The sequence below is a fragment of the Elusimicrobiota bacterium genome (assembly GCA_016182905.1).
GTDB lineage: Bacteria > Elusimicrobiota > Elusimicrobia > UBA1565 > UBA9628 > GWA2-66-18.
Genome location: JACPFR010000057.1, coordinates 1 through 25,781, shown reverse-complemented (window position 1 = coordinate 25,781; position 25,781 = coordinate 1). Strand labels below are relative to the sequence as shown.

Sequence of the window (25,781 nt, the reverse complement as noted above, 5' to 3'; positions counted from 1 at the left end):
CCTTAGCGCCGTCCACCGCGATCGCCGCCGCGTCCGCCGCGGTCGCCGCCGCGTCCGGAGTGCTCGCGAGGCGGACCGTCCCGGCGCGGGCCGGGCGTGTCGTTCTCGGAGCCGGGAGAGAGGACGGCCTTGCGCGACAGCCGGATCTTCCCGTCGCCGTCGATCTCGAGGACCTTCACGTCGCACTCGTCGCCGATCTTGAGGACTTCCTCGACGCGCGCGATGCGCTTGACGTCGATCTGCGAGATGTGGAGCAGGCCTTCCTTGCCCGGGAATATCTCGATGAACGCGCCGAACTCCTTGATGGAGACGACGTGACCCTTGTAGATCTTCCCGATCTCCGCCTCGAGGGTGAGCGCCTCGACCTCGGCCTTCGCCTGGTCGCAGCCGATGGGATCCGTGCCCGCGACGAACACGCTCCCGTCGTCCTCGACGTCGATGTTGACGCCGTAGGTCTCCTGGATGCGGCGGATGTTCTTGCCGCCGGGGCCGATGAGGGCTCCGATCTTGTCGCTGGGGATCTTGATGCGATAGAGACGGGGCGCGTTGGCCGAGAGCTCCTTGCGGGGCTCGGGGAGGATCGCGTCCATCTTATCGAGGATGAACAGGCGGCCGCGCTTGGCCTGGGCCAGCGCTTCCTTCATGATCGAGATGGAGAGGCCCTCGATCTTCATGTCCATCTGGAAGCCGGTGATGCCGTTGCGCGAGCCGGCGACCTTAAAGTCCATGTCGCCGTTGTGGTCCTCGATGCCGGCGATGTCGGTCAGGACGGCGTACTTGCCGCCCTCGAGGACGAGGCCCATCGCGATGCCGGCGCAGGCGGCCTTCATGGGCACGCCGGCGTCGAACAGCGAGAGGGAGCCGCCGCAGACGGAGGCCATCGACGAGGAGCCGTTGGACTCCCAGATCTCGCTGACCACGCGGAGCGTGTACGGGAACTCGTCTTCCTGCGGGAGCAGGGCGGCGAGGCTGCGGCGCGCGAGCGCGCCGTGTCCGATCTCGCGGCGGCCGGGTCCGCGCTCGGGGCGGACCTCGCCGACGGAGAAGGACGGGAAGTTGTAATGGAGCATGAAGCGCTCCTTATATTCCCCCTCGATGACGTCCATGATCTGCATGTCGCCCGGGGTGCCGAGCGTCGCGGAGCAGAACGCCTGCGTCTGGCCGCGCTGGAAGACGACCGAGCCGTGCAGGCGCTCGAAGGGCTTCATCATGATCTCGATCGGGCGGATCTCCTCGAAGCCGCGGCCGTCGGGGCGCTGCTTCTCGTCGAGCGTGAGCGAGCGGCTCTGCGTGTAGAGGATGTCCTCGACGATCTTGCCGACCCACTTGGAGCCGTCGAGGTAGGCCGGGTCGGCTTTCTTCTCGTCGAGCTCTTTTTTCACCGCGTCCTTGAGCGCGTCGACCTGGGCGTCCAGGCCGTGCTTGTCGAGCTTGGAGCGGAGGGCCTTCTTGATGCCGTCCTCGCAGCGCTGCTTCACCAGGGCGGTGACGGCGGCGGGGATCTCGAGGGCCTTGACCTGCTTCTTGACCGGCTTGCGGCCGGAGGCCTCGGACTGCGCGACGAGCTTCATCTGCAGGTCGCAGAGCTTGTTGATCTCCTTCTGGGCGATGTCGAGCGCCTCGGCGAACACTTCCTCCGAGACTTCCTGGGCCGAGCCCTCGACCATCAGGAGGGCGTCCTTCTTGCCGGCGACGACGAGCTCGAGGTCGGCGAGCGCGCGCTGCTCCCACGTCGGGAAGATCACGAACTCCCCGTTGACGCGGCAGATGCGCAGGCCGCCGACGGGGCCGTTCCACGGCGCGTCGGACAGCATCAGCGACGCGGAGGCGCCGGTGATGCCGAGGACGTCGGGGTCGTTCTGCAGGTCGCAGGAGACGACGATCGACTGCACCGAGGTCTCGTGGTTCCAGCCTTCGGGGAAGAGCGGGCGGATCGGGCGGTCGATGAGGCGCGACGTCAAGGTCTCCTTGTCGCGGGGGCGCATCTCGCGCTTGAAGAAGCCGCCGGGGACGCGGCCGGTCGCGTAGGCGCGCTCGCGGTAGTCGGAGGTCAGCGGCACGAACATGACGTCCTTCGGGTTCTTCTGCACCGTGGAGGCGCAGAACACGATGGTCCCGTCGAGGTGCACGGTGACGGCGCCGCCCGCCTGCTTGGCGAGGGTGCCGGTCTGCAAAGTAATGGTCTTACCGCCCACAGTCTCCTGCAGGCTGATCTTTTGGTTGAAGCTCATGGTTTATTTCCTCAGATCCAGCTGCTTCAGGATCGTGTTGTAGCCCGTCAGGTCGCGCTTCTTCAGGTAGGACAGGAGGCGACGGCGCTGGCCGACGAGCATCAGAAGACCGCGCTGCGTGGCGTAGTCCTTCTTGGAGGCCTTGAGGTGGGAGGAGAGCGCCTTGATGCGCTCCGTGATCAGGGCGATCTGGACCGACGTGGAGCCGGAGTCCTTTTCGCCCTTGCCATGCTTCTTGAATATCTCGATTTTGTTTTCTTTCGTTATCATCCTCACATTCTATGAAACCGGGGCCCAACCGTCAAGACGTCACTTCCCGGCGGCGAGCGGGAGGACGACGGTGAAGACCGAGCCGCCCCGGGTCCCGTCCTCGAACGCGACGGTCCCCCCATGCAGCTCCGCGAGGCGGCGCGCGATGGCCAGCCCCAGGCCGAGGCCCCTTCCGCGCGTGGACTGGTCCGCGGCGGGCTGGCGCCCGAGGTCGAACAGCGAGGACCGGAGCTCGGGCGGGACCCCGGGACCCGCGTCGGAGACGGAGAGGACGGCCGCGTCGCCGCGGCGCTCGAGGCTCGCCTTGATGACCGCGCCGTTCGGGGAGTACTTGACCGCGTTCGAGAGGAGGATCCAGGCGATCTGACGCACGCGCGCCTTGTCGGCGGGGCCCTTCAGCGCGGGGGCGGCGACCTCGAGGGTCTGGCCCTTGGCCAGGGCGGCGGAGGCCAAGGACGCCGCCGCGTCGCGCAGCGCCGCGCCGAGGTCGCAGGACTTGATCTTGAGCGACAGCCGTCCGGTGGCCGCGCTGGAGGCGTCGCGCAGCTCGCCGATGAGCCGCTTCATGTCGCCGAGGTTCCGGCAGACGACCTCGAGGGCCTTCTCGGTCTCGGCGGGATCGAGCTCGCCCTCTCGCATCATCGCGGCCCAGCCTGCGGCGCTGCTCAGCGGGGTGCGCAGCTCGTGCGAGATGACGGACAGGAACTCGTCCTTCGACAGGATGCAGCGGTAGGGCTCGGTGACGTCGGTGGCGACGCCGAGCACGCCCGTCACTTTGCCCCCCCAATCGAGCTGGGGCGCGTAGCGCGCCTCGAACACCAGGCCCTGCAGGGGCACGACGGTGGCGACAGTCTCGCCCTTCAGCGCGCGGCGGTACGCGTCGAGGATCAGGGGGTGGGCCTTGTACACGTCGAAGATGGACTTGCCGACGACCTCTCCCGGCTCGAGGCCGAGGGCGTCGAGGCCCCGGCCCTCGGACAAGGTGAAGTAGCCGTCGGGATCGACGGCGAAGAGCACGATCGGGGCGTTGCGGACCACGGCCATGAGCAGCTCGACCGGGTTCGACGAGGGGACGGCGCTACGGTCGGCCATCGAGAGCCTCCTTTAGAAGGGCGAGAGCGGCGCCCGCGGCGCGGGAGCGCACGGCCTCGCGCGGGCCGTTTATTTCATGGCGGCGCGCGCGCAGCGCGCCGCCGGGGCCGTAGACCGAGACGTAGACCAAGCCGACGGGCTTTTCCTTGGTCCCGCCGTCCGGGCCGGCGATGCCGGTGATCGCGACGCCGACGTCCGTCCTCGCCGCCCTGCAGGCGCCTTTGGCCATGGCCGCGGCGCACTCCTCCGACACGGCGCCGTGCTTCTTGAGCAGGGCGGCGCTCACGCCGAGCAATCCGGTCTTGACCGAGTCATCGTACGCGATCACGCCGCCGTGGAACCACGCCGAGGAGCCCGGCACCGAGGTCAGGCGTCCTCCCACCAGGCCGCCGGTGCACGACTCCGCGACCGCCAAGGTCAGGCCTTTCTTCTTGAGGCCCGCGCCCACGACCGACTCGAGCGTGGCGTCGCCCTCGCCGTAGCACCACCGGCCCGCCGCCTCCAGCGCCGCGGCGCGCAGGGCCGCGAGCTCCTTGCGGGCGGCGGCCGCGGTGCTGGCCCTGACCGCGGCGTGGAAGGAGACCTCTCCGCCGGAGGCGAGGATGGTGAAGGACGCGTCCGGAAAGCGGCCCCGGACCGGGTCGAGCGCCTCGGCGGCGACGGACTCGCTCACGCCGACGAGGCGCAGGGAGAGGGAGGCGCTGCCGCCGCGGGCGTGGCGCGCGGCGAGCCGCGGCAGGACGCGCGTGAAGATCGGAGCCATCTCCGAGTAGGGGCCGGGGAGCAGGATCATCGTGCGCGGGCGCCCGTCCTTCCACCGGAACTCGAGGCGCTGGCCCGGCGCCGAGCCCGCCTCGTTGGCGAGGACCTCCGCGCCGTCGATCACCTCGGCCTGGCGCTTGTTCTGCTCCGGCACGGCGGCGTGGTAGCGCGCGAAGCGCTTCCGGATCACGCGCCACAGGGACGGGATGAAGCGGAGCCCGCGGCCGAGCGCGGCGGAGGCGGCCTCGCGCGTCAGGTCGTCGAACGTCGGGCCCAGGCCTCCGCTGACGACCACCGCGTCCGCCGAGTCGAGCGCGCGGCGCAGGGCGGCGCGGATCTCCGCGACCGAGTCGGGCAAGGACGACTCCCCGGCCACCTCGAAGCCCGCGCGGCGCAGGCGCACCGACAGCCACGCCTGGTGCGTGTTCACCTGCCCGGCGAGCAGCTCGCTGCCGACGCAGACGAGGTACGCGCGCGGGGCGCGGCGGACCCGGCTCACTGATAGACGCCGGCCCGGGCTTCGGCGGGAGCTTCCCCGGCGTTGATCGTCCCGTGCCGCGCCTCGTACTTGTCGAGGTTGTCCTTGAGCGCCCAGAGCAGGCGCTTGGCGTGCACGGGCGAGGTGATCAGGCGCGTCAGGACCTTCGTCTTCTGCGACTGAGGCTGGAGGAACAGGAAATCGAGGAGGAACTCGGTCTCGCTGTGCGTGATCAGCGCGAGGTTCGTGTACAGGCCGCGGGCGACGGCCTCGTCGATCTCGACCTGCAGCGGCGCTTGGTTGTCTTCCATGGGTCCATCCTACAACTTCGAGAGGTCGATGGAGAACCGGTAGCGCACGTCGCCCTTGGCCAGGCGCTCGTAGGCCGCGTCGATGCCGGCGGGAGCGATCACCTCGACGTCGGCGAAGACTTTCTTTTTCGCGCAGAAGTCGAGCATCTCCTGCGTCTCGGCGATGCCGCCGATCAAGGAGCCGGCGACCTGCCGGCGCGCGAGGATGAGCGGGAACGCCGGCAGCGCGAGCGGCTGCGGCGAGACGCCGACGAGCGCGAGCGTCCCTCCGGTGTCCAGCAGGCCGAGCGCGGCGCCGACGTCGTGCGGCGCGGAGACCGTGTCGATGATGAGGTCGAGGCGCCCCGCGTGCTTCGCCATCGCGGCCGAGTCCGACGTCAGGATGAAGTCGTGCGCGCCGAGGCGCTTGCCGTCGGCCTTCTTCGCGGCCGTGCCGCTGAGCACGACCACCTCGGCGCCCATCGCCGCGGCGAGCTTGACGCCCATGTGCCCGAGGCCGCCGAGGCCGAGCACGCCGACCTTGCTCCCCTTGCGCGTCCCGAAGCGCTTGAGCGGCGAGTACGTCGTGATGCCCGCGCACAGCAGGGGCGCTACGCGCTCGAGCGGCAGGCCGGCCTTGATCCGAAGGACGAAGTCCTCGTCGACGACGACGTGCGACGAGTAGCCGCCGTACGTCGGCGTCTTCCCGTCGAGCTCGAAGCCGTTGTAGGTGAACGCGACGGGGCCCGCGCAGTGCTGCTCGAGGCCCTTCCGGCAGTTCGCGCACTTCCCGCAGGAGTCGACCAGGCAGCCCACGCCGGCGCAGTCCCCCGCCTTGAACTTCCGCACCTTCCTGCCGACCGCGGTCACGCGCCCCGCGATCTCGTGGCCGGGCACCATCGGGAACTTGGAGCCGCCCCACTCGTCGCGCGCCTGATGCAGGTCGCTGTGGCAGATGCCGCAGAACGCGATCTCGATGACGACGTCCCGGTCGCCGGGCTCGCGGCGCTCGAACGTCCAGGGCTGGAAAGGGCTGGTCGGGCTCATGACGGCGCAGGCTTTGGCTTGGCTCATGCGGAGACCTTAATAAAAAACGAACGGAGGAACCACGAAGTCGCGAAGACGCCAAGAAAGACTTGCCGTCAACTCCTGATCCGCGTCGAATTCTCTTTGTGTCTTAGTGCCTTTGTGGTTCATCCGTATCCGTTTCAGTTGCTCTTCCCTTAATAATCAGCTAGAATGTCCGACTACATGAGGAAAGGGGCCCTTCTCATCATATCCGCGCCGTCCGGCGCCGGCAAGACCACCATCTGCCGCAAGCTCCTCGCGCGCCGCAAGGACCTCAAGTATTCGGTTTCGTGCACGACGCGCGCGCCGCGGCCGGGGGAACGGGCCGGCAAGCACTATTTCTTCCTGAGCCGCGAGGAGTTCAAGCGCAAGATCCAGCGCGGCGAGCTGCTCGAGTGGGCGATGGTCCACGACGAATACTACGGCACCCCGCGGCATTTCATCGAGGAGCAGACGAAGAAGGGCCTCAACGTGATCATGGCGATCGACGTGCAGGGCGCGATGTCCATCCGCCGCAAGCACCCGGCGGCGATACTCGTGTTCGTGCTCCCCCCCTCGATGGACGAGCTCAAGGCCCGTCTCGCCGGCCGCCGCGACGCGTCGGAGATCGTCGCCAAGCGCCTCGCCAACTCCCGCGGCGAGCTCGCCGCGGCCAAGGACTACGACTACGTCGTGGTCAACGACGACCTCTCGATGGCCGTCGACCAGATCTCATGCATCCTCACCGCCGAGACGCTCAAGACGTCCCGGCTCGATCCGTCCGCTTCGTCGTTCGTCACCGCGCTCGCTTAAGGAGAAACGCTCAATGGCCAAGAAGGAACCCGTCAAGGACGCCCAGCCGTACAAGACCACCGAGGAAATGATCCTCAATTTCCCTCGCGGAAAGTATTCCGCGATCCCGATGGCCGCCCTCTGGGTCAAGGAGCTCAAGAAGCGCGAGGAGAACCGCCACCTGACGCCGGCGGAGCTGCTCGACCTCGCGGTCCGCGACGTGCTCGGCGGCAAGGTGGACTGGAAGGACCTGAAGAAGGCCGCGGCCGCCAACGGCGACGAGGCCCCCAAGAAGGCGGAGTAGGGCCATGGCGAAGCCCGTACGCCGCGTGGTGCTGGGAGTGACCGGCAGCATCGCGGCGTACAAGGCCCCGCTGATCGTGCGGGGCCTCGTCAAGAAGGGCGTCGAGGTGCGCTGCGTGCTGACCCCCACCGCCGCGCAGTTCGTCTCTCCGCTGACCCTGACGACGCTGTCGAAGCACCCGGTCGCGCAGTCGATGACCGACCCGGCGCTGTGGGAGATGGCGCACCTGTCGCTGGCGGGCTGGGCCGACCTCGTGCTGATCGCGCCGGCGACCGCGGACTTCATCGCGCGGCTGGCGCAGGGCCGCGCGGCGGGCCTGCTCGACGCGCTCGTCCTCTCGACGAAGGCCCCCGTCGTCGTCGCCCCGGCGATGGACGCGGAGATGTGGGAGCACGCGGCGACGAAGGCGAACGTCTCGCGCCTCGAGAGCTTCGGCTACCGCCTGCTCGGCCCCGAGAAGGGCGAGCTGGCCAGCGGCAAGACGGGCTTCGGACGCCTCGTCGAGCCCGACGAGATCGTGCGCTCGATCCTCAAGCGTGCCTGAGCTTCAAATGAGCCTACGGGGCCGGTCGGTGCTCATCACCTCGGGGCCGACCCGCGAATTCCTGGACCCCGTCCGGTTCCTGTCGAACGCGTCGAGCGGCGCGATGGGCTTCGCGCTCGCCGCGGCGGCGAAAAAGGCGGGCGCGAAGGTGACGGTCATCAGCGGACCAACGGAACTGGAACCGCCTCGCGGCATCCGCGTCGTCAAGGTGGTGACGGCGCTCGAGATGCGGAAAGAAACATTGCGACGCGTTCGCGGCGCGGCCGTGATCATCGGCGCGGCGGCCGTGTCGGACTGGCGCGTCGCGAAGGTCGAGGGACACAAGATCAAACGGAATGATTCAGCGCTTCGCTTGACCTTGATTCCCAATCCCGATATCATCAAAGACGCCGCCGCTGAACGCCGCCCGGGCCAGATCTTCGTCGGATTCGCCCTCGAGACGCGCCGCGAGACGGCGCACGCGCGCGGCAAGCTCGCGCGCAAGGGCCTCGATCTGGTCGTCGCCAACGGGCCCGCCTCGCTCGCGTCGGGCCGCATCGCCGCGACCATGGTCGGCATTGGTTGGACGCGCCGTCTGCCCCCGGGGCCGAAGGCGCGCGTCGCGAAGACCGTCGTCGCCGAGATCACGAGACTGCTGAATGAGCGCCGAGCTTGACGAATTGAAGGAACTCACCAAAGCGCTGCGGCGCCGCGTCTCCTTGTCCGACTCGTCGGATTGGATGGTTTCGCCTGCGGCGAAACCCCCGGCCGAGGCGCTTAAAAAAAGCGCGGACTCTCGGCCGCCGCGTGCCGGCTCCTTATCTGAACTCGCCGAGGGCATCAAGGCGTGCCGCGATTGCCCGCTCGGCGCGACGCGCATCCAGGCCGTGCCCGGCGTCGGCAGCGCCGGGGCCGAGGTCATGTTCATCGGCGAGGGCCCCGGGTTCAAGGAGGACCACACCGGCGAGCCCTTCGTCGGCCGCTCGGGACAGCTCCTCGACAAGATCCTGGAGGCCATCGGCCTCTCCCGCAAGACCGTGTACATCGCCAACATCGTGAAGTGCCACCCGATGAAGGACCCCTCCGACCCCGAGAGCCGCGGCAACGACCGTCCCCCGACGCAGGAGGAGATGGACGCCTGCCGCGGCTGGCTCGAGGCGCAGATCCGCGCCATCAAGCCGAAGGTCATCGTGACCTTGGGGGCCGTGCCCGCGAAGGCCCTGCTGGGAGACCTGACGCCCATCACGAAGATCCGCGGCCAGTGGCGGACCTACGACCCGGGCGGCGGCCTCGCCCCGATCAAGCTGCTGCCGACCTTTCATCCCGCCGCGCTGCTGCGCAACCCGGACCTCAAGCGCGACGTTTGGGAAGACATGAAGAGCCTGAAAAAGGAGATTTCCAAATGAGCAAGCCCGACCCCCGCGCCTCCAGATCCGACCGCGACGTCCTCGACAACCTGGGCGCTCTCATCGGCGGACAGATCAAGAAGGGCATGAGCAAGCTCGAGGAGGTCATCTCCGACGGCAGGAAGGAGCACGCCGACTCGAAGTTCATGGGCTACGTGAAGGTGTTCATGGACGATCCGGCGGTGGCCGCCGTCACGCCCTCGAGCCGGTTCCTCGTCGACCGCACGGTCAAGGCGATGGACCTCGCGCACGCGAAGGTCATCGTCGAGTACGGCGCCGCGCGCGGCGTCATGACGCGCAAGATCCTCGAGAAGATGCGCCCCGACGCGAGGCTCCTCGCCATCGAGTTCAACGCCGACCTCTTCAAGGAGCTTCAGGACCTCCGCGACCCGCGCATGACGGCGATCCACGGCGACGTCCGCGAGATCGAGAAGATCCTCGCCAAGCACGGCTTGAGCGGCGCCGACGTCATCGTCTCCGGCGTGCCGTTCGCGTTCTTCTCCGGCCGCGGCCGCCACGAGCTGCTCACCAAGACCTCGTCGCTGCTCAACCCCGGCGGGCGCTTCGTCGCCTACCAGGTGACCACCCACCTGATCCCGATGCTTCCGGACTACTTCTCGAAGGTGGACACGCAGTTCGAGGTGCGCAACATGCCGCCGCACTTCGTCTTCACCGCGCTGAAGTAAAAAGTAAAAGGAGTAAAAGGTGCCAGGCCTCCCATTATCCCATTACTCGGGAGGCCCCGTGATCGAAGTAATGGGATAATGGGAGGCCTGGCACCAGATGAGGATTGCCGAAGTCGCCTTTCCCGTTCCCCTGCCGAAGGGCTACCACTATCAGGTCCCGGACGGCATGAGCGTCGCGGCTGGCCACCGCGTCCGAGCCCCTTTCGGCCCGCGTAAAGCCGTCGGCGTCGTTCTGTCCGTCTTCGAGGGAGAGCCCTCACGACCGCTGAAGGCGATCGACTCGCTGATCGACTCCCGCCCCGCGCTGAGCGCGGAGGGCGTGGCGTGCGCGCGCTTCATGGCGCGGCGCTTCGGCGCGCCGATCGGCGAGGCGCTCAAGGCCCTGGCGCCTCCCTTCGTCAAGTCGCTCGACGAGCCCGTCGAGGTCTTCTCCGCGCCCCCGCGCGCGGACGTCCCGGCGGCCTTCACGCTCACGCCCGGCCAAGCCGGCGCGCTCGAGCGGCTCGAGGCGCTGCTCGACGCGAGGAAGCACGCGACGACCTTGATCTTCGGCGTGCCCGCCTCGGGCAAGACCGAGGTGTACCTGCGCCTGATCCGGCGCGCGATATCAAAAGGCGGCCAAGCCGCCTTCCTCCTGCCCGAGATCTCCCTGACTCGGCCGTTCTTCGACGAGTTCGCGGCCTCCCTCGGCGTGCCCGTGGCGCTGTGGCACTCCGGCCTGACGCCGCGCGAGCGGCGCCGCGCGTGGCTGGCGATCTCCCGCGGCGACGTGAAGGTCGTCGTCGGCGCGCGCTCCGCGTGCCTCCTCCCTTTCAAGGACCTGCGCCTCGCCGTGCTCGACGAGGAGCAGGACGAGTCGTTCAAGCAGGACTCCAATTCTCCCTTCTATCACGCGCGCGAGGTCGCCATCGAGCGCGCGAAGGCGTTCGGCGCGCTGGTCGTGCTCGGCTCGGCCACGCCGAGCATCGAGTCATGGAGCATGGCCCGCTCGGGGACGGCGGAGCTCCTGGCGATGCCGGACCGCGTCTCCGCGGTCCCGCGCCCGCCGGTGACGACCCTGCCGCCCGGGAAGTTCGGCGAGGTGCTCTCCGAGGAGCTCGTCGACAAGATGGCCGAGCGCCTGCGGCGCGGCGAACAGTCCATCTTGTTGGTTAATCGTCGGGGGTTTTCGACGCTGACCACTTGCTCCAAATGCCGGTGGATCGACCGCTGCGCGGACTGCGGCGTGGCCAAGATCACGCACGAGAAGCCCGAGGGCGGCTTCGTCCTGATCTGCCACCACTGCGGCCGCAAGTGGCCGCCGCCGCAGACGTGCGGCGCGTGCGGCGACCCGGCGATGCGCACGGGCGGCGTCGGTACCCAGCGCGTGGCGGCCGAGGTCAAGCGCCGCCTGCCCGGCGCGCGCGTCCTGCGCATGGACCGCGACACCGTCTCGAAGGAGGCCAAGCTCGAGGAGCGCGTCTACGACCGGTTCCGCGCCCACAAGGCCGACGTCCTCGTCGGCACCAAGCTCGTCGCCAAGAGCTTCCATTTCCCCGAGGTGACCTTGGTCGGCGTCGTGGACGCGGACACGATGCTGCACATGCCCGACTTCCGCTCCGCCGAGCGCACGATGCAGCTGCTCGCCCAGGTCGCGGGCCGCGCGGGCCGCGCGGACAAGCCCGGCGAGGTGCTCCTGCAGACCCTGTCGCCGGATCACGAGGCGATCAAGGGCGCGGCCGACGGCGACTACGCCGCCTGGGCCGACGCCGAGCTCGCCGCGCGCGTCGAGCTGAGCTATCCCCCCGCGGGAGGCCTGATCCGCGCCGTCCTCGCCTGCGCCGACGAGGCGAAGCTGACCGAGGCCGGCGCCGCCTGGGCCGACGCGCTGCGCCTGCTGCTGCCCGCGCCGGCGGAGGTCGTGGGCCCCGCGCCCGCGCTGCTGCGCCAGGTACGCGGCAAGTTCCGCGACACGCTCCTCATCAAGCTCCCCGCCGCCGGGGTCGAGGAAGGCCTCAAGCGCGCCCGGGGCTGCCCGCTGCCTTCCTCCGTCAAGCTGACCCTCGACGCCGACCCCTACGACTTCCTGTAAATGTAAAGGTGCCATCCCGCGTACCTCGTGTGATCGTTTGAGGGTGGACGCCGGGCCGCTAGAGTTGTAATATTCCTCATAGCATGGAGCAGAACCCGCTCGCCCGCCTCAAGCGCGGCACTCTTTCCCTCGTCAGCGACGAGGAGCTGACGAAGAAGCTCGCCTCCGGGCGCGTCCTGCGCGTCAAGCTGGGCGTGGACCCGACCTCGTCCGACCTGCACCTCGGCCACAGCGTCGTGCTGACGAAGCTCCGGCAGTTCCAGGACCTCGGCCACACCGCCGTGCTCATCATCGGGGACTTCACCGCGATGGTGGGCGATCCCTCGGGGCGGGACTCCACTCGCCCCACGCTCACCGCCGCCGAGGTGAAGGCCAACGCCGCGACCTACCAGGAGCAGGCGTTCAAGATCCTCGACAAGAGCAGGACCGAGCTGCGCTTCAACTCCGAGTGGCTGACGCCGTTCATGAAGGACCACTTGCTGGACACCCTCAAGAGACACACCGTCCAGCAGGTGCTCTCCCGCGAGGACTTCAAGAAGCGCATCGCCGAGAACTCCCCTATCTCCTTGCTCGAGGTGATGTACCCGCTGATGCAGGGCTACGACTCCGTCGCCGTGAAGGCCGACGTCGAGCTCGGCGGCAACGACCAGCTGACCAACCTCCTGATGGGCCGCAAGATGCAGCAGGACGCGGGCCAGGAGGCGCAGGTCGCGCTGACCGTCCCGCTGCTCGTCGGCCTCGACGGCGAGAAGAAGATGTCGAAGTCCTACGGCAACTCGATCGGCTTGAACGACCCGCCCAACGACATGTTCGGCAAGACCATGCGGGTCAACGACGAGCTGATGCTGGATTACTACACGCTCCTGACCGACGTCGACCTCGAAGCGGTCAAGGCCATGCATCCGATGAAGGCCAAGAAGGAGCTCGCGCGGATCCTCGTCGGCAAATATCACGGCGACGCCGCGGGCGACGCCGCGCTGTCCTACTTCGAGAGCACGTTCTCCAAGAAGGAGCAGCCGGTCATCGCCGAAGGCGATGAAAAACAGGTCTCGCAAACGGTGCTCTCCAAGATCATCGCCGAGGTCGCCGGCATGTCCGGCGGCGAGGCCCGCCGCCTCGTCGAGCAGGGCGGCGTGCAGATCGACGGCGTGAAGGTCACCGTCGACGGCCCCGTCAAGGACAAGACGACCTTCACGCTGAAGGTCGGGAAGCACAAGTTCTTCAAGATCGCGCTGATTCCGTCGAAAGCCTAGGGAGATACCGATGAAACTCATCGCCGCCGCGCTCGCCCTGCTGCTCGCCTCCGCCGTCCCCCTCCGCGCCCAGGAGGAGAAGTGGGACGCGCGCCTCGGCGCCGTCTCCGGCGACGTGACGATCGTCGCCGCCGACGGCTCGCCCGACGCCTCCGGCGAGGCCGGCATGCCGCTCGAGGAGGGCGACCGGGTCGTCGTCGCCGACGGCGCCTCGGCCGAGGTGGCGCTCGACGGCGGCAGCCTGATCACCGTGCGCGAGAACTCCGACTTCAAGATCGAGCAGGCCGCGAAGGGCGACTCGACGTTCTTCCTGTCGGTCGGCTCCCTGCTCGCGAAGATCCAGAAGCTCGGCAGCCAGCGCCTGCGCGTGCGCACCCCCACCGCGGTGGCCGCCGTGCGAGGCACGGAGTTCGGCGTCGAGGCCGGCGACGAGACCTACGTCGGCGTGTTCGACGAGGGCAAGGTCGAGGTCACCGGCGACGCCGGCGGGCCGCCCGAGCTCCTGATCGCCAACCAGGAGACCTCCGTCAAGAAGGGCGCGGCGCCGGTCCACGCGATCCAGCTCCAGCGCTTCGCGGCGCACCGCGCGCTGATGCGCGGCCACGGCCGGCGCCTGGCGGCCATCAAGGCGAAATGGAAGGCGCTGCCTCCCGAGCAGCGCCGCGAGATGCGCAAGAAGACGATGGAGCGGATGCGCGAGAACCGCAGGAAGTTCATCGAGAAGCGCGCCGCGATGAAGCAGAAGGTCGAGGACAAGCGCCGGCAGAACGTCGAGCGGGGCCGGCAGCGGCGTCAGGAGAACCTGCGCAAGATGGACGAGCGCCGCAGCCGCGTCAACCGGCCGCGGAAGGACCGCTGATGCGGCCGGCCGCCGATAAGGCGACGGCCCCCGCCGCGCCGCCTGCGGACCCGACCACTCTGTCGGGCATCCCGGTCAAGCGCGAGTACGGGCCTGAGGACGCGCCCGCGGCGGAGTCCGTCGGCCGGCCCGGGGAGTTCCCCTACACGCGGGGCCTGAAGAGCGGCGGCTACCGCATGACGCCGTGGACGATGCGCATGTTCGCCGGCCACAAGACCGCCAAGGACACCAACGAGCGCTTCAAGTACCTCCTCGAGCACGGCCAGACCGGCCTCTCCACGGCCTTCGACCTCCCGACCTTGATGGGCCTCGACTCCGACGATCCGCGTTCCCTGGGCGAGGTCGGCCGCGAGGGCGTCGCCGTGGACAGCCTCGCCGACATGGAGGCGCTGTTCGCCGGCATCGACCTGGGCAAGGTCTCGACGTCGATGACGATCAACCTGCCCGCGCCGGTCATCTTCGCGATGTACATCGCGCTGGCCAAGAAGCAGGGCGTGCCCCTGACGCGCGTGCGCGGCACCTGCCAGACCGACATCCTCAAGGAGTACATCGCGCAGAACGAGTATCTCTACCCGCCGGAGCCCTCGATGCGGCTCGTCCTCGACCTCATCGAGTACTGCGTGCGCGAGGTGCCGCGCTTCTATCCGATCTCGATCTCGGGCTACCACATCCGCGAGGCCGGCGCGGACGCCGTGCAGGAGCTCGCCTTCACCCTCGCCGACGGGCGGGACTACGCCGAGCGCCTGATCGCGCGCGGCCTCCCGGTCGACGACTTCGCCTCTCAGCTCTCGTTCTTCTTCGACGTCCACAACCACTTCTTCGAGGAGATCGCCAAGCTCCGCGCCGCGCGCTCGATCTGGGCGAAGCTGATGAAGGACGAGTTGGGAGCGAAGAAGGAGATATCCTGGATGCTCCCGATGCACTGCCAGACCGCGGGCGTGAGCCTCACGGCCCAGCAGCCGCTCAACAACCTGGCGCGCGTCGCCTACCAGTCGATGGCCGCCGCGCTCGGCGGCACGCAGAGCCTGCACACGAACTCCTTCGACGAGGCGCTGGCGCTGCCCACCGACGAGGCTGTGATGCTCGCCCTGCGCACGCAGCAGATCCTGGCGCTCGAGACGGGCGTCACCGACACCCCGGACCCGTTCGGCGGCTCGTACTACCTCGAGAGCCTCACCGCCGAGGTCGAGAAGCGCGCGACCGCGATCATGACCCGCATCAAGGAGCTCGGCGGCGTCGTGCCCGCGCTCGAGAAGGGCTACTTCCACCGCGAGATCGCCGAGACCTCGTACCGCTTCGAGCTCGACCAGGCCGCGAAGCGGCGCAAGATCGTCGGCGTCAACACGCACGAGACCGAGGGGCAGGTCCCCCCGATCCTCAAGATCGACCACGCCGTCGAGAAGGGCCAGGTGCGGCGCCTCAAGAAGCTGCGGGCCGAGCGCGACAACGGCAAGGTGCAGGCGTGCCTCGCACGACTTCGCGGCGCCGCGAAGACCGAGACGAACCTCATGCCGCTGATCCTCGAGTCGGTCGAGGCCTACGCGACCGTCGGCGAGGTCACCCAGGCGCTGAAGGACGTCTTCGGCGAGTACCCGGTGTTCGGGGGCTGATGAGATGCTGATCGCGGTCGAGGCCGAAGTCGAGGGCGCCAAGTTCCGCGCCCAGCTCACGGCTCTGCTCGAGTCCGTCGGCCACAAGGTCCTGGAATTGCCGGACCGCGCGGGAGCGCTGGCGCAGCTTCGCGCCGCCAAGCCCCATCTTCTCGTCATAGCCTGCGCCCCCGGCTGCGGCGCCGCCGAGTTCATCCGTTTCCTGCGATCCCAGCCGGACATGCGCCTGCTGCCCGTCCTGTGCGTCGATCCCAAGGCCGGCTCGGGCGACACCGTGGCCCTGCTCGACGCCGGCGCCGACGACGCGATCACCCGCCCCTTCCAGCCGCCGATCTTCCTCGCCCGCGTGCGCACCTTGCTTCGCCGCGTGGTCTGGGCCGGCGACGCCCCCGAGGAGACCGTCACCACCCTGACCGGCGGCCCGATCCTCCTCAAGCTCGTCTCCCGGCAGGCCCTCGTCGTCGGCAAGCCCGTCGAGCTGACCCGGCTCGAGTTCGACCTGCTCGCGCACATGCTCAAGCATCCCGACCGCGCCTTCAAGCGCGACGAGCTGCTGGCGGCCGTCTGGAACTACCCGGGCAACGTCGAGACCCGCACCCTCGACAAGCACGTGGAGTCCCTGCGCCGCAAGGTCGGCCCCTGCGCCCCGCTGATCCAGACCGTGCACGGCGTCGGCTACCGCTTCGCCCCCGGCGACGCGGTCCGGTCCTGACCCTGCGAAGATCATTTCGCAATTTGTTTACGGGACGCGTTGGCCCCGGGGCTCGCGCTCGGTTATACTCTGGAACACGCGCGCGCGTACGATGACAAGGAAAAACCACTCGTGGACGCGGTTCCCGTTCGTGGCGGCTTGCGCCGCCCTTCTCCTGAGCCCCTCCCCCGCCCGGGGCCAGGCCCTTTTCCAGGAGAAAACCTCGGCGAACGCCACGAGCATCACGGGAACGAACTGGACCACGCCGACCAACATCCAGACCGATAACGGCGCGTACGCCAGCTACAACAACACCGCCCAGGACTGGCTGGTCGTCAAGACGTTCGGCTTCTCGATCCCGACCGCGTCGGTCATCGACGGCATCCAGGTCGTGGTCCAGGGCTATTCGCCGAACACCCAGACGGCCCGCCGCGCGTTCGACGCGGCCCTGACCAAGGACGGGTCGACCGCGGCGGGCTCGGCCGTCCTGGCCCTGCAGATGCCGAACCCGAGCGACGCGGACGTCGCGGTCAGCAGCGCCGGCGCCTTCTGGAACACGACCTGGACGGCGGCCGACCTCAACAGCGGAAACTTCGGCGTGATGTTCCGGGACAACAACACGACCGCCCACGTCCTCTACTTCGACTCGATGACGGTGACGGCCCATTACCGGACCATCGACGACATCACCGTCACCCCGACCGCGATGGCCCCGGCCACGATCGCCCAGGGCTCGGACTACGCCGTGGAGAAGCTGTCGCTGGCGACGAACGCGAACTCCGCGACGTGGACGGCGGTGACGATCACCAAGACCGGGACCCTCGCCGACGGCAGCGTGACGGCGGTCAAGATCTACCTCGACGCCAACGCCAACGGGACCTACGAGAGCGCGTCGGACACCTTGGTCTCCTCCGGCGCCGACGCCTTCACCGCCGGCTCGGCCGCCGTCACCCTTTCCGCGCCGCAGACCATCACGACGACGGCGAAGGTCTACTTCGTCGTCTACAACCTGGCGACGCTGGCGGCGGTCGGCGGCACCATCGGCGCGACGGTCGGCGCCGGCGCCCTGACCGTGACCTACCCCGACACCGCGCTCGCGACCAATCTCCCCGCCAGCTCGGGCAACTCGACGGTGACCGACGGGGCCGACACCGTCACGGTGACGCCCACCGACCAGGCGGGGGCCAGCGTCGCCCAAAGCGCGGACTATTCCGTCGAGCGGCTCTCACTGGCGACGAACCAGGAGACCGCCACGTGGACGGCGGTCACGGTGACCAAGACCGGGACCTTGGCCGACGCCAAGATCACGACGGTCAAGATCTACCTCGACGCCAACGCGAACGGGACGTACGAAGCCGGCTCGGACACTTTGATCTCCCCGGCCGTGACGACCTTCTCGGGCGGATCGGCGGCCGTCACGCTCTCCGCCGCCCAGACCATCACCACGACGGCGCAGGTCTATTTCGTCGTCTACTCGCTCGAGGCGACCGCGACGCCGGGGGCGACGGTCGGCGGCTCGGTCGCCGCCGGGGCCTTGACCGTCACCGGCCCTGCCCTCGTCGCCTCGACGAACCTGCCCGCCAACTCCACGAACTCCAGCGTGACCGACGTCGCCGACACGATCACCGTCACCCCGACCGGCGTCGCGCCGGCGAACATCGTCCAGGGCGGAGATTTCGCCCTCGAAAAGCTCTCCCTGGCCACCGGCGGCGACGAGGCGACCTGGACCGCCATCAACGTGACGAGGACCGGGAGCCTGGTCGATGGCGACGTGGCGACCGTCAAGATCTACATCGACGACGGCAGCGGGACCTATGACGGCGCGGACACCTTGATCTCCCCCGCGGTGACCGCCTTCTCCGGAGGCGCGGCCGCGATCACCTTGAGCGCGGCGCAGACCATCACGACGACCCCCAAGGTCTATTTCGTCGTCTACACCCTGCAGGTCACCGCGACGGTGACGAACACGATCGGCGCGCAGGTGTCCGTCGGCGCTCTCACCGCGACCGCGCCCGACTCGGTGGCCGCCACGAACCTGCCCGCCAACTCGAGCAACGCGACCGTCATCGCCCTGGGCGACACCATCACCGTGACCCCGACCGACATGGCCCCGGGGACGATCGCCCAGGGGACGGCGAACACGGCGATGCAGAAGCTTTCCCTGGTCACCAACGCCAACAGCGCGACGTGGACGGACATCACGGTGACCAAGAGCGGCACGCTCGCCGACGCCCAGGTCACGACCGTGAAGATCTACCTCGACGCGAACGCCAACGGCACCTTCGAGTCGGCCTCAGACACCTTGATCTCCCCGGCGGTCAACACCTTCAGCGCCGGGCTGGCCGCCATCACCTTGAGCGCGTCCCAGACGATCAACACGACGCCGAAGGTCTACTTCGTCGTCTATACGCTGGAGGCCTACGCGCCGCCGGGCGCCACCATCGGCGCGTCGGTGGCCGCGAACACGGCCCTCACCGTGACCTCCCCCGACATCGTCGCGACCGCGAACTTTCCGGCCAACTCGAGCAACGCGACGGTGACCGACGTCGCCGACACCGTCACGGTCACGCCGACGAGCATGGCGCCGGGCTCGGTCGCTCAGGCCACGGATTACGCGGTCGAAAAGCTGTCGATGGCGACCGGCGCCGACGAGGCGATCTGGACGGCCGTCACGGTGACGAAGACCGGGACGCTCGCCGACGCCGGCGTGACGACGGTGAAGATATACCTCGACGCCAACGCCAACGGCACCTACGAATCCGGCTCGGACACCTTGATTTCCCCCGGAGTGACGACTTTCTCCGGCGGCTCGGCGGCGATCACGCTCAGCGCGGCCCAGACCCTGACCTCGACGGCCAAGGTCTATTTCATCGTGTACACGCTCGCGACGACCGCGACGGAGGGCGCCACGATCGGAGCGTCGGTGGGGTCCAACGCGGACGTGACCGTCAGCGGAGCGGACGCCGTGGCGGCGACGAACTTCCCCGCGACCTCGGCGAACTCCACGGTGACCGACGCGGCGGACACGATCACGGTCACGCCGACGAACATGGCCGCGGGCAGCGTCGCGCAGAGCTCCGACTACGCGGTCGAGAAGCTCTCGCTCGTCACGAACCAGGAGACCGCGTCGTGGACGGCGCTGACGGTGGCCAAGACCGGGACTCTCGCCGACACCAAGATCACGACGGTGAAGATCTATCTAGACGCCAACGCCAACGGGACCTACGAGTCCGGCTCGGACACCTTGATCTCGCCGGGCGTGACGACCTTCTCCGGCGGCTCGGCGGCGGTCACTTTGAGCGCGGCGCAGACCATCACGACGACGCCCAAGGCCTACTTCATCGTCTACGTCCTCGACGTCGAGGCGACGATCGGGGCGACCGTCGGGGCCCAGGTCGCCTCGGGGGCCCTGACCGCGGCCGCGCCGGACGCGGTCGCGACGACGAACCTCCCCGCGAACTCGACCAACTCGTCGGTGACCGACGCGGCGGACACGATCGCGGTCACCCCGACCGATGTCGTCGGGGCGCAGTTCGGCCAGGGCGAGACGAAGGCCCTGCTCAGGCTCTCGATGGCCACGGGCGCGGACTCGGCCGCGTGGACGGCGATCACGATCAACAAGCTCGGCAACCTCGCCGACGGGAGCGTCACGACGATCCGGATCTACCTCGACGATGGCGACGACGTCTTCGACTCGGCGCTCGACACCTTGGTCTCCCCCTCCGCGAACACCTTCACCGCCGGCTCCGTCGCGATTACCCTGAGCGCGGCCCAGACGCTGACGGCCACGCCCAAGGTCTATTGGGTCGTCTATCAGCTCTCCGTCTCCGCGACCGTCGGCAACACGATCGGCGCGCGCGTGAACGCGGCCGGCAGCCTCACGATCACCGCCCCGGACGGGGTCTCGGGCGCCTTCCCGATGGACTCGACCGCCGCGACGGTGGCCGCCCCCGATACGGTCACGGCCGTGCCGACCTCCCTGGCCCCCGCCAGCATCGGCCAGGGCGCGGACTACGCGGTGGAGAAGCTCTCTCTGACCACGAACGGGAACACCGCGTCCTGGACCGCCGTCAAGGTGACCCTCAGCGGGACCATCAACCGGACGAACGTCACGGCGGTGAAGGTCTACCTCGACGCCGGCACCGGCGACTACGGCAACGAGGACACCTTGCTCGCCGCGGGGACCTTCGGCGGCGCCGGCAACGTGACCCTCACCTTGAGCCCGGCCCAGACGATCACCACGACGGCGAAGGTCTACTTCATCGTCTACACCCTCAACGCGGCCACCCCGGTCGGCAACACGGTCGGCGCCTCGGTGGCCGCCGCGGCCGACATGACCATCGCCTCTCCGGACACGATGGCGACGACGAACTTCCCCGCCAACTCGAGCAACTCGACGGTCGACCTTCCCGACTACGGAGTCACGGTCTCGCCGTCGATCGTCACCGTCGGCAGCGTCGCGCTCAACCAGAACTATATCGTCACGACGGGGGTGACGGTGACCAACGTCGGCAACATGGGCACGACCTACGAGCTCAAGGCGACGACGGTGACCGCGGGCAGCCCTTGGGTCATCGCCGCGACGCCGGGGACGGATCAGTTCACGATGCAGGGCCTCTTCCACTCGGCGCAGCCCGTCGTCGGCGACTACACGGCGTCCGACCGCATACTCGATTCGGCGACGGCGTGCCTCGGCGGCAAGTTCGAGGGCGACCGGAGCTGCCAGCAGGTGCGTCCGGGCAACGTCCGCACCTTGTGGCTGAACGTCGGCATGCCGACCAACTCGTCGACCGAGGCCGTCCAGGACTTCAAGATCGATGTCACGGCGACCATCCCCTAGCCCCGCCGCGACGGACGGCTCCTCCGCGCCCGCGCGCTGGGCGCTCGGCCTGGCCGTCGCGGGCTCGCTGCTGGCCGTGTCGCCCATGCAGGCGGCGATGTACTCGATCCCCAAGCTCGTCGCCTTGTCCGCGGGGACTTTGCTGGCCTGGGCGGCGCTGGCGCGGACGGGCGCGCCGGCGCGGCGCACGCCGCTCGACCGGCCCCTGCTCGCCCTCGCCGCCGTCACGCTCGCGAGCTTCGCCGTCTCCTCCGACCGCTTCCTGAGCTTCGCCGGCCGCTACCAGATGTACTCGCTGGGCGTTCTGCCGCTCGCGCTGCTCGCCGCTTTTTTCCACGCGGCGCTCCGCTCCGGCCAGGCCGAGGAGCCGCGCCCGCTGCTGCGCCTGTGCGCCGCGGTCGCCGTCATGATGGGCCTCCACGCCCTGCTGCAGGGGGCGGGCGTCGAGCCGATCGCCTACATGCCGCGCAAGTTCCCGGACGGCCGGGCGGTGGGCACCCTCGGCAACCCCGCCTATCTCGGCGCCTGCCTGACGGCGCTGTTCCCCCTGGCGCTCGGCCTCGCCCTCGACCGGGAGGGCAGGGACCGCTGGCTCGGCCGGCTCGGGGCCGCGGGCGCCGCGGCCGGGATGTTCGCCAGCGGCTCGCGCGGGGCCTTCCTGGGCGCGGCCGCCGGGGCCGGGGTCTACCTGTGGCTCTCCGGGCGCCTGCGCGCCTCCGGCGGCCGCCGCCTGTGGGCGGGCGCGCTGGTCCTGCTCCTGATCGCGGGCGTCGCGGCGACTCTGCGCCTGCGCCGGGTCTCGGCTTCCGACTCGGCGCGCCTGGCGATGTGGGGCGCGGCGCTGCGCGCGGCGCCGTCCGCGCCCTGGCTCGGCTCCGGTCCCGACACGTTCGAGGCCGTGCTCCGGCGGGGACGCACGGACGGCTTCATCCGCGCCGTCGGCCCCGTCGCGGGGCAGGCCAACGCCCACAACGACCTGCTCCAGGCGCTGACCACGACGGGCGTCGCGGGCCTGGCCGCCTACCTGTGGCTGGCGTGGTCGCTGGCGGTCCTGGCCTGGCGGGCGCGCGGCGACGCGTACCGGGCGGCGGCGGCCGGCGCGCTGGCCGCGCTCTTCCTCCAGGCGAAGGTCAACCCGATCCCGCTTCCCGGGATGGTGCTGGCCGCGCTGTGCGCGGCCTGGCTGTGCCCCGCCGAGCCCGGTCCGGGGAAGCCGCGCTCCGCCGCGCTCGACGCCGCCGTCGCGCTCGGCTGCGCCGCCGCGTTCGTCCTGATCCTGAGCCTGGCCTCGGCCGATTGGAGCCACAAGAAAGCCGTCGTCTTCACGGCGGCCGGCCGGCCCGACGTCGCCCTGGCGTCGCACGAGCGCGCGGAGCGGCTCAATCCCGGCGAACTCCAGTATCGAATGATCCATGCGAGCCTCCTGCACCGGCTCGCGGCGAGCGACCAGGACCCCGAGCGCCGCCTCGCCCGTCTTGAGCGCGCGGTGCGCGTCGGGCGCGACGCGGTCCTTTGGCGGCCCGGCGAGGTGGACTCGCATCAGATCCTCGGCACCTCGCTGATCCTCCTCCGGCGCGCCGGCGGCCCCGACCATCTGGACGAGGCCGAGGCGGAGCTCGACCGGGCCCTCGCGCTTGATCCCAAGTTCACCCCCCTGATCCAGAACCGGATCGTGCTGGCTCGCGAGCGCGGAGACGCGGCGCGAGCGGAATCGCTGAGCGCGGAGCTTCTCCGCCTTCAGGGACTTCGGACGCGATGACGTACGCGCTGGGCGCCTGCGCCGCTTCGGCCCTGCTTTTTTTCTGGACCGGACAGGCCGACGCGTACGGCTCCCCCCGCCTGGCCGCGCTCGCGCTGACGGCCGCCGCGGCGTGGGCGGCGCTGTGGAACCGCCCGGGACGGCGGCGCACGCCGCTCGACGCGCCGCTCCTCGCGGTCCTCGCGGCCCTGCTGGCCTCGCTCGCCGGCTCGGCGGATCCGTACCTCGGCGCCGTCGGCATGTACAGCCTCCACGCCTACGGCCTGGCCGGGTTTCTCCTCTGCGCCTGCGTCTATCTCGCCTGCGCCTGGTCCGACGAGCCCGGCGAGCCCGACCGGCTTCTGCTCATCGCCCTGTGGGCCGCGGCGGCCGCGTCCGCCTACGGCGTGCTGCAGAAGCTGGGCCTCGAGCCGTTCGCGGGCGTCCGGGCCTCGGGGAGCGGGCGCGTCGGCGGGCCCCTGGGCGATCCCGTGCCGTTCGGCGCGTGCCTGCTCCTCTTCCTCCCCGTGGCCGCCCACTTCTGGCGCGACCCCGCTCCGGGCCGGCGCGCCGCCGGGCGGGTCGGCGGCGTCCTGGTCGCCGCGGCGCTCGCGCTGACTTTGTCCCGCGGAGCGTGGCTCGGCGCCGCGGCCGGCCTGGCCGTCTACGTCGGGCTGAGCGGCGCGGCGGAGGCCCGCCGCCGCCGCCTTCTCCTCATCGGGGCGGCCGCGGGGGCGGCCCTGGTCGCGGGCATCCTCCTCCGTCCGACGGCGAAGGCCTCCGACAGCGCGCGTTGGGCGCTGTGGGAATCCGTCGCCCGCTCGATCCCGCGCCGTCCGTGGCTCGGCGAAGGGCCCGACGGCGTCCAGACCTTGCTGCGGCGCGAGCGCACGGAGGGCTTCATCCGCGCGCTCGGCCCGACGAAATCCCAGGTCAGCGCCCACAACGATCTCCTCCAGGCCGCGGCCACCATGGGCTTCGCCGGCCTCGCCGCCTACGCGTGGCTCCTCTTCGGAGCGTGGCGCTGCCTGGCCGAGGCGCTGCGCGAGGAGCGCCGCCGCTCGCAGATCGCGGCGGTCGCGGGGGCGCTGGCCGGGCTGTTCGTGCAGGCGAAGTTCAATCCCGTGCCGCTCGGCGCGATGGTCCTCGCCGCGCTGTTCCTGGGCCTCGCCGCGCGCGGCTCGCCGGCGCCCGGGCGGGCCCGCCCCTTCAAGGCGGCCGCCGCCGGGATCTGCGCGGTCGTATTCGTCCTCGGGCTCTGGCTGTGCCGCGCGGACCGGGAGTTCCACCGGGCGCGCTCCTACGAGGCCGCCCGCCGCCCCGCGCCGGCCCTCAAGGCCTACCGGGCCGCCGTCCGGCTCAACCCGTACGAGCCGCATTACCGGCTGAACGCGGGGCGCTTCATGGCCGCCGCGGCGCTCGCCGTCCCGGGCCCGGAGGCCAGGCTGGCCCTGCTCGAGGAGGCGGTCGCGCTGGGGCGCGACGGCGCCCGCCTCCGTCCGGCCTTGGCCGACGGCTTCGCGATGCAGGGGACCTACCTCCTCCTAGCAGGGGCCCACGGGGCGCCCCCCCGCTGGGACGAGGCCGCCGCCGCGCTGGACGCGGCCTTGGAGCGGGATCCGGCGCTGCCGGCCCTGCTCGAGAACCGCATGAAGCTGGCCGAGGCGCTGGGAGACGTGGCCCGCGCCGGGACCCTTCGCGCCCGCTTGGACCGAGTTTTATCTAAAGACTAAAAAAGAATCTTAATAACACTAAACGACACTCAATGGAAATTCCATGGAGTGTCGTTTTTTATTGTTTACATAGCTTATTCCGCCGCCTGTCGCAATGATCCCTGTTGCGGGTTTGCGAAGGTTTTACGAAGAAAACTTCTCAAGGTTTGCGGCTAATAGGAATGACCCCGGGGACTTGACATGACACACTCTCGTACGCGCGCGCGAGAAGAGTATACGGGCGGGCGCGCGAACCATATAGCGAAAACGGAACGGAGACAGGACATGAACACGAAGACGAAGACTCTGCTGGCCGCGATGCTGACCGCGGCCTTGATCTCGCTGGGCGCGGGACCCGCGCTCGCGGACGCGAACCCGGCCAACGACTCGGGCTCGTTCACCATCCGCATCACGCCGAACGTCGACCTGGGGGTGACGGTGGACACGACCGGCGCCGCGTGGGAGGGTTCCTCGAACCTCGATATGACGCAGACGTTGGGGAGCGACGTCCGCCTTCAGACGCCGGTGGGCATCACGATGGCCGGCAACCTCAACAACCAGGAGCTCACCTTGACCGGCGCGGCGCTCAACACCTGGACGCTCGACACGGACGAGGCCGACGCGCAGGACCAGCTGCGGCTGTACGCGATGTTCGGAAAATCTTCGACGCCGGTGAAGCCGGCCATCGCCGATTTCGCGGGCGCTCAGAACTTGATCACGACCGCGGCGACGCGGGCGGGGCAGACCCAGGCCAACGAGGGCGGCGACACCGGCCACGTCTACGAGCTGTCGACCGGGCACGCGGAGTACGCGGACGTGGACGGCATGACGGCGACGGCGACTCGCGTGCTGTGGCTCCGCTCGAGCACGCCGAGCACTTCTTCGACGGAAGGACAGGCGGCGTTCACGATCACCGTGAACGCCGTTTCAGGCGCGGGACTTTAATTCGGACCCAAGGAGATAAGAGATGAACATCAAAATGAAGCTGAAGACGGTGAAGACGGCGATGCTGGCGGCGGCGCTGGCGCTGACGGCGGCGGGCGTCGCATACGCGGACACGAACCCGGCGAACGACTCGGCGTCGTTCACGGTGCGGATCACGCCGAACGTGGACCTGGGCGTGACG

Annotated in this window: 22 protein-coding genes; 16 read left to right on the top strand and 6 right to left on the bottom strand. The window is 69.6% G+C overall.

Annotation, left to right across the window (positions count from 1 at the left end):
• Positions 1-2: 2 nt before the first annotated feature.
• From pnp to HYV14_17160, 6 genes are read right to left on the bottom strand one after another with little or no spacing between them, the layout of a single operon-like run.
• The gene (gene pnp, locus HYV14_17185) at positions 3-2,231 is read right to left on the bottom strand and encodes a polyribonucleotide nucleotidyltransferase (GenBank protein ID MBI2387724.1); all 2,229 of its coding nucleotides are present in this window, start codon (positions 2,229-2,231) and stop codon (positions 3-5) included.
• A gap of 3 nt (positions 2,232-2,234) precedes the next feature.
• A complete protein-coding gene (gene rpsO / locus HYV14_17180; protein MBI2387723.1) occupies positions 2,235-2,501 on the bottom strand; it encodes a 30S ribosomal protein S15 in 267 nt (88 codons plus the stop codon).
• Positions 2,502-2,540: 39 nt separating this feature from the next.
• Positions 2,541-3,593, bottom strand: a complete 1,053-nt coding sequence (locus tag HYV14_17175; GenBank protein MBI2387722.1) for a PAS domain-containing sensor histidine kinase — start codon at positions 3,591-3,593, stop codon at positions 2,541-2,543.
• On the bottom strand, positions 3,580-4,854 hold the full coding sequence (locus tag HYV14_17170; GenBank protein ID MBI2387721.1) for a CinA family nicotinamide mononucleotide deamidase-related protein: 1,275 nt from the start codon (positions 4,852-4,854) through the stop codon (positions 3,580-3,582). Before HYV14_17170 ends, HYV14_17175 begins: the two co-directional genes overlap by 14 nt.
• A complete protein-coding gene (locus tag HYV14_17165; GenBank protein ID MBI2387720.1) occupies positions 4,851-5,144 on the bottom strand; it encodes a DUF3467 domain-containing protein in 294 nt (97 codons plus the stop codon). The genes HYV14_17170 and HYV14_17165 overlap by 4 nt, the downstream gene beginning before the upstream one ends.
• Before the next feature lie 9 nt (positions 5,145-5,153).
• Positions 5,154-6,197: an NAD(P)-dependent alcohol dehydrogenase gene (locus tag HYV14_17160; GenBank protein ID MBI2387719.1), complete on the bottom strand. Its 1,044-nt coding sequence runs from the start codon at positions 6,195-6,197 to the stop codon at positions 5,154-5,156.
• A gap of 165 nt (positions 6,198-6,362) precedes the next feature.
• Here HYV14_17160 and gmk point away from each other — a divergent pair, with 165 nt between their 5' ends.
• The 16 genes from gmk to HYV14_17080 all read left to right on the top strand — a co-directional run.
• Entirely contained in the window at positions 6,363-6,983 is a 621-nt protein-coding gene (gene gmk, locus HYV14_17155; protein MBI2387718.1) for a guanylate kinase, read from the top strand.
• Between the two features lie 13 nt (positions 6,984-6,996).
• On the top strand, positions 6,997-7,266 hold the full coding sequence (locus HYV14_17150) for a hypothetical protein (GenBank protein ID MBI2387717.1): 270 nt from the start codon (positions 6,997-6,999) through the stop codon (positions 7,264-7,266).
• Between the two features lie 4 nt (positions 7,267-7,270).
• Positions 7,271-7,810, top strand: a complete 540-nt coding sequence (locus HYV14_17145; protein MBI2387716.1) for a hypothetical protein — start codon at positions 7,271-7,273, stop codon at positions 7,808-7,810.
• Positions 7,811-7,817: 7 nt separating this feature from the next.
• The gene (locus HYV14_17140) at positions 7,818-8,465 is read left to right on the top strand and encodes a hypothetical protein (GenBank protein MBI2387715.1); all 648 of its coding nucleotides are present in this window, start codon (positions 7,818-7,820) and stop codon (positions 8,463-8,465) included.
• A gap of 64 nt (positions 8,466-8,529) precedes the next feature.
• Positions 8,530-9,195, top strand: coding sequence for a uracil-DNA glycosylase (locus HYV14_17135; GenBank protein ID MBI2387714.1), 666 nt, complete (start codon positions 8,530-8,532; stop codon positions 9,193-9,195).
• A complete protein-coding gene (locus tag HYV14_17130; protein ID MBI2387713.1) occupies positions 9,192-9,881 on the top strand; it encodes a hypothetical protein in 690 nt (229 codons plus the stop codon). Before HYV14_17135 ends, HYV14_17130 begins: the two co-directional genes overlap by 4 nt.
• 97 nt (positions 9,882-9,978) lie before the next feature.
• Positions 9,979-11,952 (top strand): primosomal protein N', encoded by a 1,974-nt coding sequence (gene priA, locus HYV14_17125; GenBank protein MBI2387712.1) that lies wholly within the window; start codon positions 9,979-9,981, stop codon positions 11,950-11,952.
• An 83-nt stretch (positions 11,953-12,035) separates the two neighbouring features.
• Positions 12,036-13,205, top strand: coding sequence for a tyrosine--tRNA ligase (locus HYV14_17120; protein ID MBI2387711.1), 1,170 nt, complete (start codon positions 12,036-12,038; stop codon positions 13,203-13,205).
• Between the two features lie 10 nt (positions 13,206-13,215).
• Positions 13,216-14,064 carry a FecR domain-containing protein gene (locus HYV14_17115; protein ID MBI2387710.1) on the top strand — a complete coding sequence of 283 codons (849 nt, stop codon included), beginning with the start codon at positions 13,216-13,218 and terminating at the stop codon, positions 14,062-14,064.
• Entirely contained in the window at positions 14,064-15,674 is a 1,611-nt protein-coding gene (locus HYV14_17110) for a methylmalonyl-CoA mutase (protein ID MBI2387709.1), read from the top strand. Before HYV14_17115 ends, HYV14_17110 begins: the two co-directional genes overlap by 1 nt.
• A 4-nt stretch (positions 15,675-15,678) precedes the next feature.
• Positions 15,679-16,386, top strand: a complete 708-nt coding sequence (locus HYV14_17105) for a response regulator transcription factor (protein MBI2387708.1) — start codon at positions 15,679-15,681, stop codon at positions 16,384-16,386.
• A gap of 91 nt (positions 16,387-16,477) precedes the next feature.
• Complete coding sequence (locus tag HYV14_17100; protein MBI2387707.1) at positions 16,478-21,205, top strand: hypothetical protein; 4,728 nt, start codon at positions 16,478-16,480, stop codon at positions 21,203-21,205.
• Entirely contained in the window at positions 21,183-22,964 is a 1,782-nt protein-coding gene (locus HYV14_17095; GenBank protein MBI2387706.1) for an O-antigen ligase family protein, read from the top strand. The genes HYV14_17100 and HYV14_17095 overlap by 23 nt, the downstream gene beginning before the upstream one ends.
• Positions 22,961-24,676 carry an O-antigen ligase family protein gene (locus HYV14_17090; protein MBI2387705.1) on the top strand — a complete coding sequence of 572 codons (1,716 nt, stop codon included), beginning with the start codon at positions 22,961-22,963 and terminating at the stop codon, positions 24,674-24,676. Before HYV14_17095 ends, HYV14_17090 begins: the two co-directional genes overlap by 4 nt.
• A 264-nt stretch (positions 24,677-24,940) precedes the next feature.
• Positions 24,941-25,600: a hypothetical protein gene (locus tag HYV14_17085; GenBank protein MBI2387704.1), complete on the top strand. Its 660-nt coding sequence runs from the start codon at positions 24,941-24,943 to the stop codon at positions 25,598-25,600.
• Positions 25,601-25,622: 22 nt separating this feature from the next.
• Positions 25,623-25,781 (top strand): hypothetical protein (locus HYV14_17080; protein ID MBI2387703.1); only part of this gene is annotated, 159 nt, incomplete at its 3' end.

Coding starts and splice junctions, on each gene's coding strand:
- pnp (MBI2387724.1), bottom strand. CDS start 2,231: ATGAGCTTCAACCAAAAGATCAGCCTGCAGGAGACTGTGGGCGGTAAG.
- rpsO (MBI2387723.1), bottom strand. CDS start 2,501: ATGATAACGAAAGAAAACAAAATCGAGATATTCAAGAAGCATGGCAAG.
- HYV14_17175 (MBI2387722.1), bottom strand. CDS start 3,593: ATGGCCGACCGTAGCGCCGTCCCCTCGTCGAACCCGGTCGAGCTGCTC.
- HYV14_17165 (MBI2387720.1), bottom strand. CDS start 5,144: ATGGAAGACAACCAAGCGCCGCTGCAGGTCGAGATCGACGAGGCCGTC.
- HYV14_17160 (MBI2387719.1), bottom strand. CDS start 6,197: ATGAGCCAAGCCAAAGCCTGCGCCGTCATGAGCCCGACCAGCCCTTTC.
- gmk (MBI2387718.1), top strand. CDS start 6,363: ATGTCCGACTACATGAGGAAAGGGGCCCTTCTCATCATATCCGCGCCG.
- HYV14_17150 (MBI2387717.1), top strand. CDS start 6,997: ATGGCCAAGAAGGAACCCGTCAAGGACGCCCAGCCGTACAAGACCACC.
- HYV14_17145 (MBI2387716.1), top strand. CDS start 7,271: ATGGCGAAGCCCGTACGCCGCGTGGTGCTGGGAGTGACCGGCAGCATC.
- HYV14_17140 (MBI2387715.1), top strand. CDS start 7,818: ATGAGCCTACGGGGCCGGTCGGTGCTCATCACCTCGGGGCCGACCCGC.
- HYV14_17135 (MBI2387714.1), top strand. CDS start 8,530: ATGGTTTCGCCTGCGGCGAAACCCCCGGCCGAGGCGCTTAAAAAAAGC.
- HYV14_17130 (MBI2387713.1), top strand. CDS start 9,192: ATGAGCAAGCCCGACCCCCGCGCCTCCAGATCCGACCGCGACGTCCTC.
- priA (MBI2387712.1), top strand. CDS start 9,979: ATGAGGATTGCCGAAGTCGCCTTTCCCGTTCCCCTGCCGAAGGGCTAC.
- HYV14_17120 (MBI2387711.1), top strand. CDS start 12,036: ATGGAGCAGAACCCGCTCGCCCGCCTCAAGCGCGGCACTCTTTCCCTC.
- HYV14_17115 (MBI2387710.1), top strand. CDS start 13,216: ATGAAACTCATCGCCGCCGCGCTCGCCCTGCTGCTCGCCTCCGCCGTC.
- HYV14_17110 (MBI2387709.1), top strand. CDS start 14,064: ATGCGGCCGGCCGCCGATAAGGCGACGGCCCCCGCCGCGCCGCCTGCG.
- HYV14_17105 (MBI2387708.1), top strand. CDS start 15,679: ATGCTGATCGCGGTCGAGGCCGAAGTCGAGGGCGCCAAGTTCCGCGCC.
- HYV14_17100 (MBI2387707.1), top strand. CDS start 16,478: ATGACAAGGAAAAACCACTCGTGGACGCGGTTCCCGTTCGTGGCGGCT.
- HYV14_17095 (MBI2387706.1), top strand. CDS start 21,183: ATGTCACGGCGACCATCCCCTAGCCCCGCCGCGACGGACGGCTCCTCC.
- HYV14_17090 (MBI2387705.1), top strand. CDS start 22,961: ATGACGTACGCGCTGGGCGCCTGCGCCGCTTCGGCCCTGCTTTTTTTC.
- HYV14_17085 (MBI2387704.1), top strand. CDS start 24,941: ATGAACACGAAGACGAAGACTCTGCTGGCCGCGATGCTGACCGCGGCC.